The 20,319-nt window shown below is 62.0% G+C and carries 19 protein-coding genes; 5 read left to right on the top strand and 14 right to left on the bottom strand.

The features are described from left to right. Positions 1-95: 95 nt before the first annotated feature. Entirely contained in the window at positions 96-1,448 is a 1,353-nt protein-coding gene (locus tag Q8K08_RS17410; RefSeq protein ID WP_304803241.1) for an ABC transporter substrate-binding protein, read from the bottom strand. 286 nt (positions 1,449-1,734) lie between these two features. Here Q8K08_RS17410 and Q8K08_RS17415 point away from each other — a divergent pair, with 286 nt between their 5' ends. From Q8K08_RS17415 to Q8K08_RS17425, 3 genes are read left to right on the top strand one after another with little or no spacing between them, the layout of a single operon-like run. After that, a complete protein-coding gene (locus tag Q8K08_RS17415; RefSeq protein WP_304803243.1) occupies positions 1,735-2,763 on the top strand; it encodes a substrate-binding domain-containing protein in 1,029 nt (342 codons plus the stop codon). A 29-nt stretch (positions 2,764-2,792) separates the two neighbouring features. Then, entirely contained in the window at positions 2,793-4,148 is a 1,356-nt protein-coding gene (locus Q8K08_RS17420; RefSeq protein ID WP_305250955.1) for a GH1 family beta-glucosidase, read from the top strand. Then, on the top strand, positions 4,145-5,119 hold the full coding sequence (locus Q8K08_RS17425; RefSeq protein WP_304803248.1) for an ROK family protein: 975 nt from the start codon (positions 4,145-4,147) through the stop codon (positions 5,117-5,119). The genes Q8K08_RS17420 and Q8K08_RS17425 overlap by 4 nt, the downstream gene beginning before the upstream one ends. Before the next feature lie 144 nt (positions 5,120-5,263). On the opposite strand, the gene Q8K08_RS17430 is transcribed toward Q8K08_RS17425, so the two are convergent. Both Q8K08_RS17430 and Q8K08_RS17435 read right to left on the bottom strand, forming a co-directional pair. After that, positions 5,264-5,923, bottom strand: coding sequence for an alpha/beta hydrolase (locus Q8K08_RS17430; protein ID WP_304803250.1), 660 nt, complete (start codon positions 5,921-5,923; stop codon positions 5,264-5,266). Continuing rightward, positions 5,923-6,552: a DNA-3-methyladenine glycosylase gene (locus Q8K08_RS17435; RefSeq protein ID WP_305250956.1), complete on the bottom strand. Its 630-nt coding sequence runs from the start codon at positions 6,550-6,552 to the stop codon at positions 5,923-5,925. The genes Q8K08_RS17430 and Q8K08_RS17435 overlap by 1 nt, the downstream gene beginning before the upstream one ends. Positions 6,553-6,651: 99 nt before the next feature. Between Q8K08_RS17435 and Q8K08_RS17440 the strand changes: the two genes are divergently transcribed. Continuing rightward, positions 6,652-7,857 carry an MFS transporter gene (locus Q8K08_RS17440; protein ID WP_304803254.1) on the top strand — a complete coding sequence of 402 codons (1,206 nt, stop codon included), beginning with the start codon at positions 6,652-6,654 and terminating at the stop codon, positions 7,855-7,857. A 65-nt stretch (positions 7,858-7,922) separates the two neighbouring features. Here Q8K08_RS17440 and Q8K08_RS17445 read toward each other — a convergent pair whose 3' ends face one another. The 4 genes from Q8K08_RS17445 to cysS all read right to left on the bottom strand — a co-directional run bounded on the left by Q8K08_RS17445 (position 7,923) and on the right by cysS (position 12,525). Beyond that, positions 7,923-8,684 (bottom strand): squalene/phytoene synthase family protein, encoded by a 762-nt coding sequence (locus Q8K08_RS17445; protein ID WP_304803256.1) that lies wholly within the window; start codon positions 8,682-8,684, stop codon positions 7,923-7,925. After that, positions 8,681-9,385, bottom strand: a complete 705-nt coding sequence (locus Q8K08_RS17450; RefSeq protein ID WP_305250957.1) for a trans-aconitate 2-methyltransferase — start codon at positions 9,383-9,385, stop codon at positions 8,681-8,683. The genes Q8K08_RS17445 and Q8K08_RS17450 overlap by 4 nt, the downstream gene beginning before the upstream one ends. Next, positions 9,382-11,016, bottom strand: coding sequence for a citramalate synthase (gene cimA / locus Q8K08_RS17455; protein ID WP_304803260.1), 1,635 nt, complete (start codon positions 11,014-11,016; stop codon positions 9,382-9,384). The genes Q8K08_RS17450 and cimA overlap by 4 nt, the downstream gene beginning before the upstream one ends. A 78-nt stretch (positions 11,017-11,094) precedes the next feature. Continuing rightward, positions 11,095-12,525 (bottom strand): cysteine--tRNA ligase, encoded by a 1,431-nt coding sequence (gene cysS / locus Q8K08_RS17460; RefSeq protein ID WP_304803262.1) that lies wholly within the window; start codon positions 12,523-12,525, stop codon positions 11,095-11,097. A 245-nt stretch (positions 12,526-12,770) separates the two neighbouring features. Here cysS and Q8K08_RS17465 point away from each other — a divergent pair, with 245 nt between their 5' ends. Then, a complete protein-coding gene (locus tag Q8K08_RS17465) occupies positions 12,771-13,622 on the top strand; it encodes a YgcG family protein (RefSeq protein WP_305250959.1) in 852 nt (283 codons plus the stop codon). A 17-nt stretch (positions 13,623-13,639) separates the two neighbouring features. Here Q8K08_RS17465 and Q8K08_RS17470 read toward each other — a convergent pair whose 3' ends face one another. The 7 genes from Q8K08_RS17470 to Q8K08_RS17500 form a co-directional block, all read right to left on the bottom strand. Next, positions 13,640-15,439 carry an ABC-F family ATP-binding cassette domain-containing protein gene (locus Q8K08_RS17470; RefSeq protein WP_305250960.1) on the bottom strand — a complete coding sequence of 600 codons (1,800 nt, stop codon included), beginning with the start codon at positions 15,437-15,439 and terminating at the stop codon, positions 13,640-13,642. Between the two features lie 130 nt (positions 15,440-15,569). Beyond that, positions 15,570-16,358 (bottom strand): SseB family protein, encoded by a 789-nt coding sequence (locus Q8K08_RS17475; protein ID WP_304797671.1) that lies wholly within the window; start codon positions 16,356-16,358, stop codon positions 15,570-15,572. Between the two features lies 1 nt (position 16,359). Beyond that, positions 16,360-16,974 (bottom strand): uracil-DNA glycosylase family protein, encoded by a 615-nt coding sequence (locus Q8K08_RS17480; protein ID WP_305250961.1) that lies wholly within the window; start codon positions 16,972-16,974, stop codon positions 16,360-16,362. After that, positions 16,941-18,014 carry an ABC transporter ATP-binding protein gene (locus Q8K08_RS17485; protein WP_304797692.1) on the bottom strand — a complete coding sequence of 358 codons (1,074 nt, stop codon included), beginning with the start codon at positions 18,012-18,014 and terminating at the stop codon, positions 16,941-16,943. Before Q8K08_RS17485 ends, Q8K08_RS17480 begins: the two co-directional genes overlap by 34 nt. 29 nt (positions 18,015-18,043) lie before the next feature. Beyond that, positions 18,044-18,850 carry an ABC transporter permease gene (locus tag Q8K08_RS17490; protein WP_305250962.1) on the bottom strand — a complete coding sequence of 269 codons (807 nt, stop codon included), beginning with the start codon at positions 18,848-18,850 and terminating at the stop codon, positions 18,044-18,046. A gap of 10 nt (positions 18,851-18,860) precedes the next feature. Beyond that, positions 18,861-19,742: an ABC transporter permease gene (locus Q8K08_RS17495; protein WP_304797678.1), complete on the bottom strand. Its 882-nt coding sequence runs from the start codon at positions 19,740-19,742 to the stop codon at positions 18,861-18,863. A gap of 151 nt (positions 19,743-19,893) precedes the next feature. Further along, positions 19,894-20,148 carry a hypothetical protein gene (locus Q8K08_RS17500; protein WP_304797680.1) on the bottom strand — a complete coding sequence of 85 codons (255 nt, stop codon included), beginning with the start codon at positions 20,146-20,148 and terminating at the stop codon, positions 19,894-19,896. Positions 20,149-20,319 lie beyond the last annotated feature (171 nt).

Below are 20,319 nucleotides of genomic sequence, written 5' to 3' on the forward strand. Positions count from 1 at the left end.
TCTGTGGCCAGTGTGTCCCGGCTCTCGTTTTTGCACTCACCGCCCCAAGGGCGGAAGAAAATCCCCGGCGGCAAGCGTGCCACCGGGGGGAAGTCTTACTTCAGGCCATCCCAGGATTGCTGGATCGCATCGGCCACGTCTTGCGCCGATTTGCCGCCTGCGTAATCAACCATACCGGTCCAGAACGCCCCGGCACCCACGCCACCCGGCATCAGGTCCGATCCGTCAAAGCGGAAGGTGTCGGCGCTCAGAAGGATTTCGCCCATGCCTTTCAGGGTTTCATCGCCGTAAAGATCGACGTTCACGCCCTTATGTGGTGTCAGGAAGCCCGATTGCGCCATCCACACCTCATGTGCGGCAGGCACTTTCAGCCAGTCAATGAACGCCCGTGCGGCCGGGCTGTCCTTGGTGATACCAAAGAGAGTGCCAGCACCCAGAACCGGCTTGCCGAGGTCTTTTCCAGCATAGGCCGGGAAGTAGAAGAAATCGGCGTCTACGCCCATTTCCGTGCCCTCAGGGAAGAAGGACGGGATGAACGATGCCTGGCGGTGCATCATGCACTGTGGCGGTGACGAGAACAGACCCTTCGGGCTGTCGCGGAAGTCGGTAGTGGCAACGGCCCCACGACCCCCGGCCACGCGGCCGTCTTCGATGAACCAGCCGAATTCTTCGATTGCGGCCACAACTTTCGGATCGTTGAATTTCAGGTCATTGCTGACCCAGGCATCATAATCCGCTGGGGTGTTCACGCGTAGCATCATGTCTTCGACCCAGTCGGTCGCTGGCCAACCGGTCGCGCCGCCCGACCCCAGACCCACGCACCATGGCGTCACGCCATCGGCGACCATCTGCTCGGTCAGGGCCTTGAGGTCCTCCATGGTTTCGGGCACGGCGTAGCCCGCGTCATCAAAGTTCTCGGGCGAGAACCAGACCAGCGATTTCAGGTCGACCTTGTAGAAAAAGCCGAACAGCGCCGGGTTGCCATCGGGGCCGGGGAATGACGCAAGGTCAACCCAGGACTGGCCTGCGGCATAGTTCTCGCTCAACCATGCCGCATCGGCATCGGTCAACGCCGCCACTTGGCCAAGGCGCGCCAGATCAGCGGTCAGGCCGGGTTGCGGGAACACCGAGATGTTCGCGGCAGACCCTGCTTCGGCATCGATGCGCACCTGTGTCTCGAAGCTGTCAGAGCCGACGTATTTCACGTCAATGCCCGTTGCCGCCTCGAAATAGGCCAACATTGATACGACCAAGTCCTGGTCTGGGCCAAGCCATGGGCCTGCGATGGTCAGTTCTTGTCCGGCAAGGTCGCCATGCGCGGCTTTGAATTCTTCAAAGGACGCCCAGTTAAAGGCTCCCTCACCGATCGGAAACTTAAGGTCTTGCGCAAAAGCGCCACCCGCCGTCAAGGCCAGCGCGGCAACGCTGACAGTCATTTTCAAATTCATATGCAGTCCTCCCGGATGACCCCGCCCATCTTGGTGGGGCGCTGTGCCAACAGCGGCCCTCGGGCGACCTATAAGAATCGCCCTCAAACCGCTTTGGATGGCTCACCTTTGCCGATGACCCGCCACCTGTCAATCCAAAGCGCCTTCAACCGGGGCAAATCGCCACTTTTGCAGGCGCAGCATTGACCTATAACGATTACGCGGATGTCGCTTTACCTTTGACCTCATGGCGCGGGCTGGCTAAGGTCGGCTCCGATTGAAACCGTTTTGGGCACATGCCGATACAATGAACCTCAAGGAGCTTGCCTCGCGTCTGGGCCTGTCGCCCACAACCGTCAGCCGCGCGCTGAACGGCTACCCCGAGGTGAACGAAGCCACCCGCGAACGGGTCATGGCGGCTGCCAAGCGGCACAACTACCATCCCAATACCCGTGCGATTCGCTTGGCCACGGGGCGCGCCATGGCTATCGGGCATGTGATCCCAGTGGCCACACGGCATGAGATCGTGAACCCGGTATTTGCCGATTTCATCGCCGGTGCAGGCGAGACCTACAGTCGCAATGATTACGACATGGTGCTGTCCGTGGTTCCCGATGAACAGGAAGAAGCCGCCTATCGTGGCATGAAATCCAAGGGCAATGTCGATGGCGTCATTGTCCACGCGCCCAAAATGAACGACGCGCGCATTGGCCTTTTGCACGACATTGGCCTGCCCTTCGTGGTGCACGGTCGCGCGACGGGCACCACCCTGCCGTATAGCTGGCTTGATGTGAACAACCGCCGCGCCTTTCAGCGCGCGACCGAATTTTTGCTGGATCTGGGCCATACCCGCATAGCCCTGGTCAACGGGCTGGAGTTCATGGATTTCGCCATCCGCCGCCGCACTGGCTATATCGACGCATTGTCCACCCGCGGCATTGCGCCAGAGCCCGCGTTGATGTCATCGGATGAAATGACGGAAATAGCGGGCCACCGCACGGCACGCCGCATGCTGGCGCTCTCCACCCCTCCCACAGCCTTTCTGGTCGCCTCGATGATTTCGGGCATGGGTGTGCGGCGCGCATTGGAAGAGCAAGGCTTGCAGATGGGGCGCGATATAAGTGTCATCATTCACGACGACGACCTGAGCTATATGAAAAACGGGGATGACGTCCCGATCTTTACCGCCACCCGGTCTTCGGTGCGTGATGCCGGACGACTGGCAGCGGAAATGCTGCTCGACATGATCGCCAGTCCCGGCCCCGGCCCGCAGCAGCGCCTTCTGGAGGCAGAGCTGATCATGGGTCAGTCCACCGGTCCTTGTTTGAAGCCCTGATCCCAAGACCAGAAACGAAAGCCCTTTCCATGTCCTTGACGCCTCCTCTGTCGCGTTTCGACTTTCCGCCCGGATTCCTGTTCGGTGCCGCCACCGCCGCCTATCAGATAGAGGGCGCGGGTTTTGGTGGTTGTGGCCCCTGCCATTGGGATACCTTTGCCGCCACCCCTGGCAATGTGGTGCGCTGCGAAGATGGTGCGCGGGCCTGCGACCATTATCACCAATGGCCCGCCGACCTTGATCTGCTGGCTGCCGCCAACATGGACGCCTACCGTTTTTCCACCTCGTGGGCGCGGGTGATGCCTGATGGCGTCACGGTGAACCCCGAGGGCATGGATTTCTACGACCGTCTGGTCGATGGCATGCTCGCGCGCGGTCTGCGCCCGTTTCAGACGCTGTATCATTGGGAAATGCCCTCGGCGCTTGCTGACAAAGGCGGCTGGACCAACCGCGATACTGCCGCGCGCTTTGCCGATTTTGCGCAAAAGATCACCGAACGCCTTGGCGACCGCGTGGCCAGCATAGCGACAATCAACGAGCCATGGTGTGTCGCATGGCTGTCGCATTTCATCGGCGCCCACGCGCCCGGCCTGCGCGATATTCGCGCCACCGCTCGCGCCATGCACCACATCCTGCTGGCGCACGGCATGGCGGTAGAGCGTCTGCGCGATGCGGGTCAAAAAAACCTTGGCATCGTCCTGAACTTTGACTACGCCCAACCCGCCACCGACAGCGCCGCAGACAAGCAGGCCGCCGCCCGATGGGACGGTATCTTCAACCGCTGGTACATCGAGGGCATCACCAAACAAACCTATCCCGACACTGTAATGGAGGGGCTGGCCCCTCATATGCCGGAAGGCTGGCAGGATGACATGCCCCTGATCGGGCAAGAGCTCGACTGGCTTGGCGTAAATTACTACACCCGGCACCTGCACGCCCATGATCCCGCCGCCGCTTGGCCACATCTGCGCGACGTGCCCGGCCCCCTGCCGAAAACCCAGATGGGCTGGGAGATCTACCCCGACGGTCTGCAACATTTCCTGACCCGGATGGCGCGCGACTATGTCGGCGATCTGCCGATCTATGTGACCGAAAACGGCATGGCAAATGCGGACCAGATCACCGGCACCACTGTCACCGATCAGGTCCGTGAAGATTTCCTGTTTGCCCATCTCGCCGCCACCAAACGCGCGATTGCAGACGGGGCCAATGTGCAGGGCTTTTTCTATTGGTCGCTCCTCGACAACTACGAATGGGCCGAGGGGTATGAAAAACGCTTTGGCCTCGTGCATGTCGATTTCGAGAGCTTGCAGCGCACGCCCAAATCCTCGTATCACGCATTGGCACGGGCTCTGGCCCGCAACGACCAAGGACACCTGCGATGACCCTGTCCATCCTTGCCGATATCGGTGGCACCAATACCCGCGTGGCACTGGCTGAAGGTATGCATGTCATAGAGGCCAGCGTGGCCCGCTTTGCTAATGCCGAGTACAAAGCACGCGGTCAGGATATCGCGGCGATCCTTGCAGATTACTTGCTCACCAGCGGCCAGACTGTGTCGGGTGTCTGCGTCGCGGCGGCTGGCCCGGTGCAGGATGGCGTGGCCACCATGACCAACCTCGATTGGGTGATCGACGCGGACAAGCTGCGCGCAGCGACGGGCGCTGTCCATGTGGCGATCCTCAACGATCTGCAAGCCCAGGGTCAGGCCCTTGGCCATATTGCGCCCTCCAAACTGCGCAAGGTGATTGACGGCCCGCACGCCCCCGGCGCGATGCTGGTGGTGGGCCTGGGCACCGGTGTGAACGCAGCCCCGGTGCATGGGGCGGGGGCCTCACGCGTGGTGCCGCCCTCGGAATGTGGCCATGTCAACATGCCGGTCCGGTCTGAAGAAGACCTCTCCCTGATGCGCTTTGTCGAAACCCTGTTGGCAGGGCGCGGCGAGGTCGCGCATTGCGGCGTCGAAGAGGTGCTGTCGGGCCGCGGCCTGATCAACCTGCATGCCTTTGCCGCCGAGCAAATCGGCGACTCCGCCGCGACCACGTCGGCGCAGGTCTTCACCGATCTGGAAAAGGGCCACCCGGCTGCCATTCACGCAGCCACACTCTACACCCGCATCCTAGCGCAAACCCTTGCCGATCTGGCGCTGATCCACCTGCCTTATGGCGGCATCTACCTGATTGGCGGGATGGCCCGCGCCATGACCCCGCATTTCGCAAGACTGGGCCTGACCGACCATTTCCGCGAAACCCGCCGTGTGGACCTATTGGAAAAAGACTTCTCGGTCACCGTGGTCGAAGATGATTTCGCCGCTCTCACCGGCTGCGCCGCCTACCTCGCGGCGCAAACGGCCTGAAACCTGCCGCTTTCATCTTGCAAAGATATTCACGGGGGTGGGGCGCCACAAGCGACCAAAGGGGGCTGACATCCCCCTTCTATCTTCGCAAATAAACAATGCGGCCCCACTTGGGGGCCGCTCAACAAGATCAGGTTGGCCAGATCAGGTTGGCAGACGTTCGCGCAAGAACTGCAAGGCCACGCCCAATCCGTCCGGCGCAATGCCATGCCCGGTGCCCTGCATCACATGGCCAAACACCTCAAACCCGGCCCCTATCAGCGCGTTTCCGGCCAATGACATATCGGCAAAGGGCACAACCGGGTCTTCGTCGCCATGGATCAGCAGCACCGGTGGCTTCACAACCGCCTCGGACCCCAGCAGATCCGGCACCAGCAACCGGCCCGAAATCGCCACAACCCCGGCAACGGGACGCGTCCGGCGCGGGGCAATATGCAGGCTCATCATCGCGCCTTGGGAAAAGCCAACCAAGGCCAGCGCCTCTGGTCCCACGCCCTCATCCGCCATGATCGCATCCAGATAGCCGTTCAGATCTTCGGCCGCGCGCAATAGCCCCGCGCGGCTGTCCGCCTCGCTTGATCCGTCCAGCCAGGGAATCGAAAACCACTGCCGCCCGAACGGGTTCCCGCTGCAAGGCTCTGGCGCATCGGGCGCGTAAAACGCCGTATCCGGCAAATGCGGCGCCAGCGGATCGGCCAGCCCCAACAGGTCCGCCCCATCGGCCCCATAGCCATGCACAAACACCACCACGCTTTTCGCGCGGCCCTGTGCCACCCCTTGCCGTGCCGATTGCAATGTCCGCATCACCGTATTCCTTCGCGCTCTTTTGCGACCCGGTAATAGGCCCAAAGCACCCGTGCCGCAACCGACCGCCACGGCATCCACGTCTGCGCCATCACGCGAAGGGCTTTTTCCGTGGGCCGCGCCTCCAGCCCATACAACAACCGCGCCGCCTCTTGCAGCGCCAGATCGCCGGGCGCGAACACATCCGCACGTCCCAGAGCAAACATTGCATAGATCTCGGCCGTCCATGCCCCGATGCCCGGCACCGCAACCAGTGTGGCGATGACCTGAGCATCCGGCTGCGCGCGAAGCGCGTCAAAATCGATCCCCGCCCGCGCGAGCGCCTGACCATAGCGCGCCTTTTGCCGCGACAGCCCAACCGCCCGCAACGTCTCATCACTGGCCACAGCCATGGCATCGGCCCCGGTCAGCCCTGCCGCCTCAAGCCGCGACCAGATCGCGCGGGCCGAGGCGACAGAAACCTGCTGCGACACAATCGCTGACAGCAGGGCCGCAAACCCGTCCGCCTGCCGCCGCAGCGGCAAGGGACCGCACAGCGCGACGGCCTCTGCCATCCGCGCATCGCGTGACGCCAGCCACTCAGCCCCCTCGCTGACGCACATGTCTGTCTGAATGATCCGTCCCACCATGCCGCCACCCTGCCCCGGCCTGCCCACACTCGCAACCCGAAGCTTGCGCCAAAACGCCTCTTGCCGACGCCTGCCAAACCCCCTACCGCTAGGGCCATCATGACCACAGACGCACTTGCCAAACGCAATGTCTTTGTCCTTGTCGCGGCGCAGGCCGTGCTGGGCGCACAGATGCCGATGATCTTCACCATCGCAGGATTGGCGGGCCAAAGCCTTGCGCCCAATGCCTGTTGGGCCACGTTGCCGATCTCGCTCACCGTGATCGGCTCGATGCTGACTGCCACCCCGATCTCGGCCTTCATGCAGCGCTATGGCCGCCGTGCGGGCTTTGTCGCGGGCGCCATCGGTGGGGCGATCGGGGCCGCGATCGGGGCGTATGGGCTGATGACCGGCAGTTTCCTTTTGTTCTGCATCGGTGGCCTTTTCACCGGCATTTATATGAGCGCGCAAGGCTTTTACCGCTTTGCCGCCGCCGACACCGCATCAGATGCTTTCCGGCCCAAGGCAATCTCGTGGGTGATGGCCGGGGGGCTGCTTTCTGCGGTGCTTGGCCCGCAACTGGTCAAGGCCACTGCCGAGGTGATGGTGGTGCCCTTCCTCGCGACCTATCTGGCGGTGATCGGGCTTAATCTTGTGGGGATGTTCCTGTTTCTTGGCCTGTCGATCCCAAAACCCAAACCCCCTGCTGTCGGCGCGCCCGTCGGGCGCACGCGGGGCGAGTTGATGCGCAACCCGACCATAGCGGTTGCGATGATCTGCGCCACCGTTTCCTATGCGCTGATGAACCTTGTGATGACCTCGTCGCCGCTGGCCGTTGTGGGGTGTGGGTTTGAAACCAACGACGCCGCCGATGTGGTGACCGCCCATGTGCTGGCAATGTATGCCCCCAGCTTCATCACCGGCCATATCATCGCACGCTTCGGGGTAGAGCGGGTGATCGCCCTTGGTCTGATCATCCTTGCAGGATCAGGCGCTGTGGCGATGGCCGGAGTAGAGCTGGAGAACTTCTTCATCGCCCTGATCCTGTTGGGGGTTGGTTGGAACTTTGGCTTCATCGGTGCCACCACCATGCTGACCTCTGCCCAACGGCCCGAAGAGCGCGGGCGACTGCAAGGGTTGAACGATCTGATCATCTTTGGCGGGGTGTCTGTCGCCAGCTTCTCATCAGGCGGATTGATGAATTGCTCGGGCGGCTCGGTCGAGGCCGGTTGGCAGCTGGTCAATATGGCAATGTTGCCGTTTCTGGTGGCGGCAGGCGGTGCGTTGATCTGGCTGTGGATGCGCCCGCGCGAGATGCGGGGCTGACAGCGCTCGTGGCCGGGTTGGGGAGCCTCCGGCGGGAGTATTGGGAAAGCAGCAATGCGCAGGTGTCAGAACAGACCGGTAGTGGCTTGCCAGAGCAGGCGGCCGCGCCGCGCAAAATCTGACAAGATCAGCTGGCCTTCGGCCACTGCCGCCGGGTCACGCGCGGCTTGCTTCAAAAGGCCCTCGGCCTGCCAGCCCGGCAGCAGCGCCGGGCGCAGCGCGCGGGGAACACCCGCATGACGCGCCGCATTCAGCCGGATCAGGCCACGCAGCGCCAGTTGCGCCACGGCTTCCGGGCGACCGTCGAGCAGGGGAATGCGTCCGCGCGCCGCAAGGTCCGGGATCGCACGCAGGTAGGCCGCAAGCCCCGCCGCCCAGCCATAGGCGCGCACCGCCGCTTCGGCCCCTGGCCCGGCACCCAAGGCACGGGCCGACGACCACATCAGCCCCGCAGCAGTATCCTCCAGATAAGCGTCCATCGCCGCCTGATCCTCAAACGGATCGCGGTAGATATCCCAGCGCCGTGCCTCGATCATCCGGTCCAGCACATCGCGCGGCAAAGAGGCCTCAACGATCAGGGCATGCAGCGGGGCCGCCACCTCATGCGCACGGGGGGTGGTGGGCTCTGCCACCACATCACGCCACCATTGCAGCCGCATTTCGGCAATCATCGGCTCTTTGCTTACCCATGGCGCGCGCGCCACCTCAAGGTTCAGCGCATAAAGCGGCAACAGCCGCGCCCGCGCGGCCACAGGGGCGGCCAGCAAAGCGGCAAAGCGATCAGGGTCACCGCGTTGCACAAGGGCTGCGCAAGCATCAAGGCTCATGCCGGGGCCACCACGCTGAGGTAATAGCCATAATCGCCGCCATGGGCGCGCCACAGCTCGATCTCGGCCTGAGTTTCATTCAGCACTTGTGCCATCTCGGCATCTGCGTCATGGCGCAATGCCGCCACACGGTCCGACAGCGGGCCGTAATATGCCTCCCATGCCGCTGCGCCCAACCAGCGCGCGCCAAGGATACGGTAGCCTGCGCCTTCGATCCGCGCGATATGGCCGGGAAGGTCCATCATGCCGGGATAGTCCTGCTGCCAGAACGCACGTGCCGCCGGGGCCGGACGCGGCGTGCGCCACAGGCAATCGGAGAACGCCACAACACCACCGGGGTCGACATGATCACGCCAGGCAGTCAGTGCTGCCGACACGCCGGGACCATAGGCAGCCCCCGCCGACCAAATCAGGTCATAGACCCCGTCCGGCGCCAGCATATCGCCAACCCCGGCTGTGACATCGGGCTGTTCCCGACGGATACGCTCGATAAACGGGGCGTGCAGGTCCAGCCCCTCCAGCCGCGCCGCCGGGCGTTTGGCGCGCAACAGCGCCAGATCTGCCCCCGGCCCGCAGCCCGCATCAAGGATCCGCGCCCGTGCAGGGGTTTTCGCCAGATCCAGCGCCCAGGCCAGCGAGTCTGCGTCACCGGGCGCTTCCCGGGGCAGACCCGAATGCAGAGCGAAAAACGCAGCCTTCATTCTGCCGCGTCCTGTGCGGGCTGGCCCAGATCGCGGATCAGTTTCCACTGGATCGCATCCAGAAGCGCCTCAAACGATGCGTCGACTATATTGGGGCTGACCCCAACGGTTGACCAGCGCCGCCCCTGCTCATCCTCGGAATCGATGATCACCCGCGTCACCGCTTCAGTACCGCCTTGGGTGATACGCACCTTGAAATCGACCAGCTTCATTGTGTCAATGCAGTGCTGATACGGTCCCAGATCTTTCGCAAGCGCCTTTGCAAGGGCGTTGACCGGGCCGCGATCGGTGCCGGTCTCATCCATCGACTCGCTGACCGACAGCATCTTGCGCCCACCGATCTTGACCACCACCACCGCCTCGGACAGGCTGATCATGCGGTCATATTTGTTTTTTCGGCGCTCCACCGTCACCCGGTAGCGCTTGACCTCGAAAAACGTGGGGCACTGGCTTAACTCGCGCCGCGCCAGAAGCTCAAAGCTGGCTTGCGCCCCGTCATAGGCATAGCCCTGATCCTCGCGCTCTTTCACCACCTCCAGAATACGCCCCAGTGCCGCGTTCTTTGGGTCCACCACCAGCCCCGCCTGCGCCAGACGGGCGCGCAGGTTCGACTGGCCCGCCTGATTGCTCATCGGGATGATCCGGTCGTTGCCTACCACGACGGGCGGCACATGCTCATAGGTGGTGGGGTCCTTCAGGATGGCACTCGCATGCAGCCCTGCCTTATGGGCAAAGGCAGATGCCCCCACATAGGGCGCGGCCCGCAGCGGCACCCGGTTCAGGATATCATCCAGCATCCGGCTGGTTTTAAGCAAATCCCCCAGCGCCTTTTGGCTCACCCCGGTTTCAAACCGGCTGGCATAGGGCTCTTTGAGCAGCAAGGTCGGGATCAGCGTCACCAGATTGGCATTTCCGCAGCGCTCGCCCAACCCGTTCAGCGTGCCCTGCACCTGCCGCACGCCCGCATCAATCGCAGCCAGAGAGCAGGCCACCGCATTGCCGGTGTCGTCATGGCAATGAATGCCCAAGCGATCCCCCGGAATGCCGCTTGCGATCACCTCAGCCACCACCCGCCCCACCTCGGCAGGCAGCGTGCCGCCATTGGTGTCACACAGCACCAGCCAGCGCGCGCCCGCCTCATGCGCCGCGCGCAGGCATGCCAGCGCATAGGCCGGATTGGCGCGGTAGCCGTCAAAGAAATGCTCGGCGTCAAACAGCGCCTCGCGCCCGCGGGCGCACAGGTGCGCCACACTGGCCCTGATCGCCTCAAGGTTTTCGTCGAGCGTGCAACCCAATGCGGTTCTCACATGAAACTCATGGGTTTTACCGACCAGACACACCGCCCGCGTGCCCGCATCCAGAACCATCGCCAGCACATCATCATTCTCGGCCGAGCGCCCGACCCGCTTGGTCATGCCAAACGCCGTCATCACCGCCCGCATCGGCGGCGCCGCGTTGAAAAACTCTGAATCCGTCGGATTGGCCCCCGGCCAGCCGCCCTCGACATAGTCCACACCAAGCGCGTCCAAAGCCTGCGCGATCAACACCTTCTCCGCGACCGAGAACTGCACCCCTTGGGTCTGCTGCCCATCGCGCAAGGTGGTGTCATAAAGATACAACCGCTCACGCATCCCCGGCTCCATTTTCTGTTTTCAAATATCCTCGGGGGGCGCGGGGGGCAGAAAGCCCCCCGTCTCCTGCCAGTGACGTCATCGCAACGCCTCCAGCTTGGCGGGATCGAAGTCAGGGCCGGGAACAAGCTCTACCCCAGCCTTGGACATGCGAACCTCAACTCCAGCAGCAATGAGCGCGACTTTTAGCGCATCGACTTGCGTAAAGTTTTTCTTAATCTGAGCTTCAGTTCTCAACTCGGCAAACTGCTGCACCAACCGACCAAGGATATCCACCGCAGAAACGCGTGCATTGCCATCGACTGATCCGGTGATGCTGACATAATCATTCCCAGATTCACGGGCAGACATTGACCCCAAAATTGGCAAAAAATCAAAACCGAGGAAGGCAGCAGATGCTTTCAAGCTGGAGCTATCTTTTGCTTTTGCCAACTCATGCAAAGCTGTGATCGCCCCCGCTGTGTTCAAATCGTCCGCCAGTGCCTCAATTACCTTTTCTGATACTTTCCCGCCCTCGGCGTTTTGAACAAGCGCCCGCCATTTCCACAAAATGTCCTCCGCCTCCCGCGCCTTCTCCGCCGTCCAGTCCATCGGTTTCCGGTAATGCGTGCTCAGTAGCACAAACCGGATCACCTCGCCCGGAACGCCCTGTTCCAGCAAATCCCGCACCGTAAAGAAGTTGCCCAGGCTTTTGGACATCTTCTTGCCCTCCACCAGCAGCATCTCGTTGTGCATCCAGACCTGCGCGAACGATCCGTGGTCATGGGCGCAGGCGCTTTGAGCAATCTCGTTCTCATGGTGCGGGAATTGTAGATCCAACCCGCCGCCATGAATGTCGAAACTCTCACCCAACAACTCATAAGCCATGGCCGAGCATTCGATGTGCCAGCCCGGACGCCCAAACCCCCATGGCGACTCCCAGCCCGGCACGCCCTCACCCGATGGCTTCCACAGCACGAAATCCATCGGGTCTTCCTTGAACGGCGCCACCTCGACCCGCGCGCCTGCGATCATGTCATCGACAGACCGCCCCGACAGCGCACCATATTCGGCATAAGACCGCACCCGGAACAGCACATGGCCATTCGCGGCATAGGCATGGCCCTTGGAAACCAGCGTCTCAATCATCGCGATCATCGCGCCGATGAACTCGGTTGCGCGTGGCTCGTGATCCGGGCGCAGCGCGCCAAGCGCATCCATATCCGCGTGATACCAGCCGATCGTCTCGTCGGTGATGTCGCGGATGTCGCGCCCCGCATCGGCCGCCTTGGCGTTGATCTTGTCATCCACATCGGTGAAATTGCGGGCGTAAGTGACACGATCCGCGCCGTAAACATGGCGCAGCAAGCGGTACAGCACATCAAACACCACGACAGGCCGTGCATTGCCCAGATGCGCCCGGTCATAGACCGTCGGCCCACAGACATACATCCGCACGCGCTTTTCGTCCAAAGGCGTAAACACCTCCTTGCGGTGGGTCTTTGAATTGGTCAGCTTGATCGTCACCATATCCGGTCCCTTCAGGCGAAACGGCATCCCGGCGCGGGGTCTAGCAATTTCCGTAAGCTTTGGAAATGTGGACAAGCACCCGCGCGACCAAAGGTCAGCAGGTAATGCAGCAGCAAATGATGCCTTGCGTTGTCATGCGATATCTTTAGCGCGCCCCCCGCCCCGCGCCAAGCCCCAATTGCATCCCCGTTTGCAGACTCGACCAAAGCTGACATGATGCGCCAACCCATACCGGAGTCTTTCCCATGCTGCGCGCCCTGCTTGCCCTGTTTCTGCTCTGGCCGCTCAGCCTGACTGCGCAAACCCTGCCCGAGCCGCTGTCCGACACCATCAGCGATTACGCCACCATATTGCCCCCCGAGGTCGCGGCCCGCGTGACCCAGACCCTGACCAAAGGCCGGACCGATACAGGGGTTCATGTCGTGCTGGTGACGATGGAGCGGATTGCCGACTATGGCGGCGCAGGTCAGCGTATCGAGGATTACGCCAAGAAGTTGTTAAACCAATGGGGCGTGGGGGATGCCGCGCGCGACGATGGCATCCTTATCCTTGTCGCCCGAACCGACCGCGAAATGCGCATCGCTTTGGGCGCGGGCTATGAGGTGATGTGGGACAACGCCGCACAGCGCGTGATCGACCGACACTTCCTGCCCGCCTTTCGCGCCGATGATTACGCGGGTGGCATCGAGGCAGGCGTCGCCGCCACATTCGATCTGATCGCGACGCCGTTTGTTGCCGGAAATCCACCCCCACCCGATCCCCAAAAGACATGGGAAGACATTCTGCCCCTTGCCGTCTTCGGCCTGTTCGCCACCGCCATCATCGGAATTTTCGCCCGCTCAGCCCTTGGTGATGCCTTGATGCGGTTCAAATCCTGCCCAAGCTGCGGTCAACGCGGCCTGTCCAGAACCCGCGACATCCTCAGCCGGGCCACACGGTCCAGCTCTGGCCATGGCATGATGCACACCCGCTGCTCATCTTGCGGCTGGGACAGGTCTGAACCTTATACCATCGCGCAACAGTCCCGCAGCTCCGGCTCATCGAGTGGCTTTGGTGGCGGGTCGTCTTCGGGGGGCGGTGCGTCAGGGCGCTGGTAGGCGCCCTGATCCGACCCTCAGGCGCGTTCTTCCAGTGCCAGCCATTCGGCCTCGGCGGCCTGCAATGCGATCTGGCGTTCGGTCAACGCCTCGGTACCCTTCTTGAACTTCACCGGGTCCTTGGAATAAAGATCGGGCACCGCAAGGAATTCCTCCAGCTTCACGATCTCGGCCTCCAGCCGCGCGATGATGGGGGGCAGATCATCCAGCCGCTTGCGCTCGGTGAATGACAGTCCGGTGTTCTTTGACGGCTTTGGCTGATCCTTGACCGGGGCCGATTTGGCAGCCTTTGCGGCAGCCGCCAACGCCTCGGGCCGCTGAGACGCATAATCCGACCAGCCACCGGGATACGCGGTCGCTCGCCCGTTGCCCTCCATCGCCACCGTCGCTGTCGCAATCCGGTCGATGAAATCGCGGTCGTGGCTGACCAGCAGCACCGTGCCGTCATATTCGCCCAGCACGTCTTGCAACAGATCCAACGTTTCCACATCCAGATCGTTGGTCGGTTCGTCCAAAATCAACAAGTTCGATGGCCGCGCCATCAGCTTGGCCAGCAACAACCGCGCCTTCTCGCCACCCGACAAACTGCGCACGGGGGCACGCACCTGCCGCTCGTCAAACAGAAAATCCTTCAGATAGGCGACCACATGCTTCGGCGTGCCGCGCACCATCACCTGATCGGAAGCCCCCGACACCGCCATCAGAGGATCGCCCGTCAGGTTCTCCCACAGAGTGGCATCCGGGGCAAGTTGCGCGCGGGTCTGATCAAACACCGCGATCTCCAGATTGGTGCCAAGGATCACCGACCCCGCATCCGGCGCCACCTCCCCGGTCAGCATCTTCAGCAACGTGGTCTTGCCCACCCCGTTCGGGCCAACAAAAGCCACCCGGTCGCCACGCAGCACCCGCAGATCAAAGCCTTCCAGAATGGTCTTGTCGCCAAACCACTTGCCTATGCCGCGGGCCTCGATCACCCGCTTGCCGCTGGTGGTGCCCGATTCCATCTCCAGCGCCGCCGTGCCCTGACGGCGGATTTGGCTCCCGCGCTCCTCGCGCAGCGCGGCAAGGGCCCGCACCCGGCCCTGGTTGCGCTTGCGCCGGGCTGAGATGCCCTCAACCGCCCATTTCGCCTCGGCCTTGATCTTGCGGTCAAGCTTGTGACGGGCGTCGTCTTCTTCGGCCCAGACGGTTTCGCGCCACTCCTCGAACCCGTCAAACCCGCTTTCGCGTCTACGCACCTCGCCCCGGTCAATCCACAGCGTCGCCTTGGTCAGCGCGCGCAAAAACGCCCGATCGTGCGAAATCAGCACAAATCCGGTGCGGGTCGACAAAAGTTCCGCCTCCAGCCACTCAATCGCCTGAATGTCCAGATGGTTGGTCGGCTCGTCCAGCAGCATCAACTCCGGCGCCTCAGCCAACAGCTTGGCCAGTGCCGCGCGCCGCCGCTCGCCCCCCGAAGCGGTTGCAACCGGCGTCTCGGGGTTGAACTTCAACCCTTCGGCCACCATCACCACCCGGTATTCCTCGCCCTCCGCCAGGGCACTTGCCGCAAAATCGCCAAGTGTCTCAAACCCGGACAGATCAGGGTCCTGTTCCATATAGCCGACGCTCACGCCGGGCGAGACAACCCTGATCCCGCGATCCACCTCAACCAACCCGGCCATCACCTTCATCAAGGTCGATTTGCCAGATCCATTGCGCCCGACCAGCGCCACCCGGTCACCGGGCTGAACCACCAGCGACAGGTCGTCAAATACAGGGTTCCCGCCAAAGGTCAGCGAGATGTCGGAGAGTTGTAAAAGGGGTGCGCGTGCCATGCGCCGTCAGGTATGCGGGCGCAGCATCCGCGTCAAGCCACCACTTGCCGAAGGTGCCCGCCCTGAAAGGCCCTTTACCATTTTCTGTTCCTAAATATCCCACGGGGGTGCGGGGGTGTGAAACCCCCGCTTACACCAGCCGAGGCGGGCGCTTCGGGTCCATACCGGGGGCCGAACCGGGGGCCGGCCTCTCCTCCACCTCCGGCAGATCGAACCGCAATGCCACCCGCGCCATCGCCACCACCGCAGGATCGGCGGAATGCAGAAACGCCACGTCCAGCTCCCCGGCTTCAATCCCGGAAAACACCAAGGCTTCTGACGCCGCACGCGCTAATGCGGCTTCCGCCCCCGGTGCCACATCCAGATAGGCCAGCATATGCCCACGCCGCCCGCCACGATAGGTCACCGCCGCGAGCAAGGCACCCGAGGCCAGACCCGCCGCCCGCGCCAGCTTTGCGTCGAGCCCGGAAATCAGCGCCTCTGGCACGGCGGGCGCGTGGAACTGCTCGGGCAGCGCCTGCACCTCCTCCGGGCCCTCGTCCAGCGTTTCAGCCAGCCAGTCCATCGCTTCCGGTGGCAAGAGCATCTCGGACGGGGCCACCCCAAGGTTCACCCCCAGCCCGATGCCCTGCCCTTTCAGCAAGCCCGCGATAACCCGGCCCGGCAAGGCGGCATAGGGTGCGATGCCTCCGGTAAACCCGGCCAGCCGTTCTTCGCGGTCAAACACCAGCACAAAGCGGCCGTCTTCCAGATCAAACACCTTGGGGTCCAGCGTCTCGCCCTGCGCCTCGCGCTCCAGCAAAAGGAACATCTCGCCATCGGCCAGCCGCTCAAAGAACCGCAGGCGCAGCGCTTCGTTATCAGGGTTGGCATGCACGGCGGCATGGGCGGCATCCAGCAGGCTTACGATCTCGGTCATCTCAATTCTCCATCACCCCGGCCACCGCGCGTCGTAGCGTAGGCAGCAACTCGGCCGCAAACCATGGGTTGCGTTTCAGCCACCCGGTATTGCGCCATGACGGGTGGGGCAAGGGAAAGATGCCGTTTGCCGCATGCTTGCGCCAATCCGCCACTGTCGCGGTCACAGCGCGCGCGCCCAGATGCCAGCGCATTGCGGCGCCCCCGACCAACAACGTCAGGCGCACATTGGGCAAATCCGCCATCACCCGCGCCCGCCATGTCTGCGCACAAATCCCCGGCGGCGGCAGGTCAGCGCCGCGCGCATCATAGCCCGGAAAGCAAAACGCCATCGGCACAATCGCCACCAAGGTACGGTCATAGAACGCAAGGTGGTTCAATCCGCACCAATCGCGCAACCGGTCCCCTGACGGATCGGTAAACGGCTGGCCCGAGGCATGAACCCGCGCGCCCGGTGCCTGCCCCGCAATCAACAGCCGCGCAGATGGTTGAAACCAAACCACCGGGCGCGGGGCGTGGGCAGTTACCGTCGCGGCAAACCGTGCCCTACACAGATGACACGCTGCAATCTCAGCCCCAAGGGTCAGCGGAACAGCACCAAAGCGCTTGGGCTCCATGCCACATCCACCTTTGTGCCCACGTCCAGGATCGGGCGACCGGGCGTGTTGCGCATCGACAGCCGCACTTCGACATCAGTGCCACCCAGATAGACGTCGTAATAGGTCATGTCGCCGAAATAGATAACCTCGTCGATCACACCATCCACCGTGCGTTCAGTCGTGGTCTGGCCGGGATACATCAGCGTCAGCGTCTCGGGACGCAGGCCCACCATCGGCGCATCGCCCTGCCCGGCGGGGCATTGATCCATCTCCAGTATCGCGCGGCCCAGACCCTTGGCGTCAACCTCGATCTGGCCGCCCGTTTCAGAAATCACCACCGCAGGGATAAAGTTCATCGTCCCGATAAAATCTGCGACCTTCTTGGAATTGGGGCGGCGATACAGTGTTTCGGGGTCGGCAAGCTGCGCGATCTCGCCCTCAAACATCACTGCGATGCGGTCTGACATCACCAGCGCTTCTTCCTGATCATGCGTCACCAGCACAAAGGTGATGCCCACCTGCCGTTGCAGCTTGATCAGCTCTACCTGCATGTGTTCGCGCATTTTCTTGTCAAGCGCCGACAACGGCTCGTCCAGCAACAAAACTTTGGGCTTCAGGATCAGCGCGCGTGCCAAGGCCACCCGCTGCCGCTGACCGCCCGACAGCGCATGCGCCGCACGCGCCCCATAGCCTTTCAGACCGACCATCTCCAACGCTTCTTCCACCGCTTTGGCCTTATCGGCCTTGCTGCGTGGATCACGCCGCAGGCCAAAGCCCACATTCTCCCCCACGCTCATATGCGGGAAAATCGCGTAAGACTGGAACACCATATTGGTCGGCCGGTTGTTGGCAGGCACCTTGGCCATATCCTTGGCATCGATCAGCACAGCGCCTTTGTCGATGCCCTCAAAGCCGGCAATAGTGCGCAAAAGCGTGGTCTTGCCACAGCCAGACGGCCCCAGCAGCGAGAAAAACTCACCCGCACGGATTGTGCCATTGATCCCGCGCAAGGCGTGGTAATCGCCATAGTATTTATGGACATCCCGGAATTCGATCATGGTTTGTCTTGGCATCGTGGGTTTGTCGCTCACAAGAAGCCTCCGGTATCTTTGCCGCCGGTTTTCGCGATGCCGCGACGGCGAAAGAACTCTGCGATGGAAAGAAGGGTGACAGACACCAGCACCAGAATGGTGCCAAGCGCCATCATGGCGGGAACTTTGGCCGGAAAGCGGAACTGGCCGTAGATATAGGACGACAACACGGTATCGGCCCCGGCGAGGAAATAGGCGATGATGAACTCGTCCAGACTGATGGTGAAACAGATCAGCAAAGAAGAGATGATACCGGGCGCCACCAGCGGCAGAATGATCAGCCGGAAGGTGGAAACCGGACCTTCGCCCAAATCATAGGCCGCTTCTTCCAGCGACTTATCAAGCGATTGAAAGGCCGAAGACAGGATCGCCACCGCAAAGGGCGTGGTGATCAGCACATGGCCCAGAATGACCGTGAAAATCGACAGCGGCACAGAAATGGCCAACAGCACAACCAGCAGTGACATCGCCACAATCATCTCGGGCAAGACCAACGGCAGCATGATCAGCCCGACCAGCCCCCCCTTGCCCGGAAAGCTGTAGCGCGTGCTGGCCCGCGCGCCGAACACGCCCAGAACGGTGGCAATCACGGCGGTAGAGCTGGAAATGATCATCGAGTTTCTCAGCGCCTGCCACAACTGGCGATCCGCCCACATGTCGGCAAACCAGTTGGTGGTGAAGCTTGACAGCGGGAAAGCAATGATCCGGCTGTCGTTGAACGCAAATATCGGCAACAGCACAATCGGCGCATACAGAAAGATCAGGTAGCCAATGGCATAGGCGCGCAAGCCCGGAGATTTCATCACCACACCCCTACTTTGCCGGCCCAAGGAAGCGTCGGTTCGCCAGCACAAAGGCCACCGAAATCACCGCCACGATCAGCATGGCCGATACAGCAATCGCCGACCCCAAAGGCTTGTTGTTGATCTTGAGCATCTGCACTTCCATCATATTGGCAATCATCGGCAGTTTACCGCCGCCAATCAGATCGGGCGTCACATAGTCACCAATGGTGGGGATAAACACGATCAGCACCGACGCAATCACGCCGCCCATCGACAGCGGCAATGTCACCCGCCAGAAGGTGCGCAAACGCGACTCGCCCAGATCCTGCCCGGCCTCCAGCAAGCTGCGGTCAATCTTTTCGAGCGCCACAAAGATCGGCAGAATGGCAAAGGGCGCATATGCATGGGCCAATGTGACCACCAAAGCGCCGACATTATAGTTGATCCATGTCAGCGGCTCGTCAATAATCCCGATACCCAACAGCCCCGAATTGATCACCCCGTTGTAACCAAGGATCACCTTCCACAAAAACACCCGGATCAGATAGCTGGTCCAGAACGGAATGGTGATCAGGAACAGCCAGAGCGCTTTCTTTGATGGCTGCACGTGAAAGCTGACGAAATAGGCGATGGGATAGGCGATCACTACCGTTACCACCGTCACCGACAGGGCCACGATCAACGACCGCAACATGATGGCGCGGTAGACCGGGCCGGTCCAGACCTCGATATAATTGGCCAGCGTGAAATCCCACGCGATCATGCCGCGCCCGCCGGTCAGCAGCGAATACAAGACCACCGTGCCCAAGGGCGCCGCCAGCAGAAGCACCGCATAAATCGCCGTCGGGCTGATCAACATCAACCCGGAACGCGCTTCGGACCGGAGCAAAGCAGAATTAGATTTCGCCATGTCACCCCCTGTTGTGACAGCCGCCTGTCGCTGTGTCGCGACTTTGATCAAATGTTAGGCACAAGCACACAGGGCTGGCAAGGGGCCATGTTCACGCCATCAAAAAAGCCGGACCAACGGCCCGGCTTTGCATAATAACAAGGCGCAGCTCTCAGCCCGCAATTCGTTCAATTGCAATGGCGCGCTTTTTCAGCTCGTCATAAAGCGATGGCACGACCCGAAGCGATCCAACCGCCGCGCGCAAAGCATCGGACAAGCGCGCCTCGCTCGAGGCACCAGATACCCGCCAGACCATGCGGCGTGCTACCCCATCATCATACACAATCTCGGTGGCGCCAGCACGCTTGCGATAACCCAGAAAATCAGCCCCGCCATGCGGAGCATGGAAAGTGGTTTGCTGTCCCATATTAGGGTCCGTCCTGTCTTTTTATTTCGCACGTCGTTGCGTGCATCTGCTCGTTATATTGGCAAAATGCCGCAGTCCGGTGTCAACCGTCAAGCGCCCAGCCTGCGTTGGGCGATCACGAATTCGAAATGCACAAGAATGGAGGTCTCTGTGCAACAGCCGCCATGGATC

The sequence above is a fragment of the Pseudotabrizicola sp. genome (genome assembly GCF_030684215.1).
Classification (GTDB): Bacteria; Pseudomonadota; Alphaproteobacteria; order Rhodobacterales; family Rhodobacteraceae; genus Pseudotabrizicola.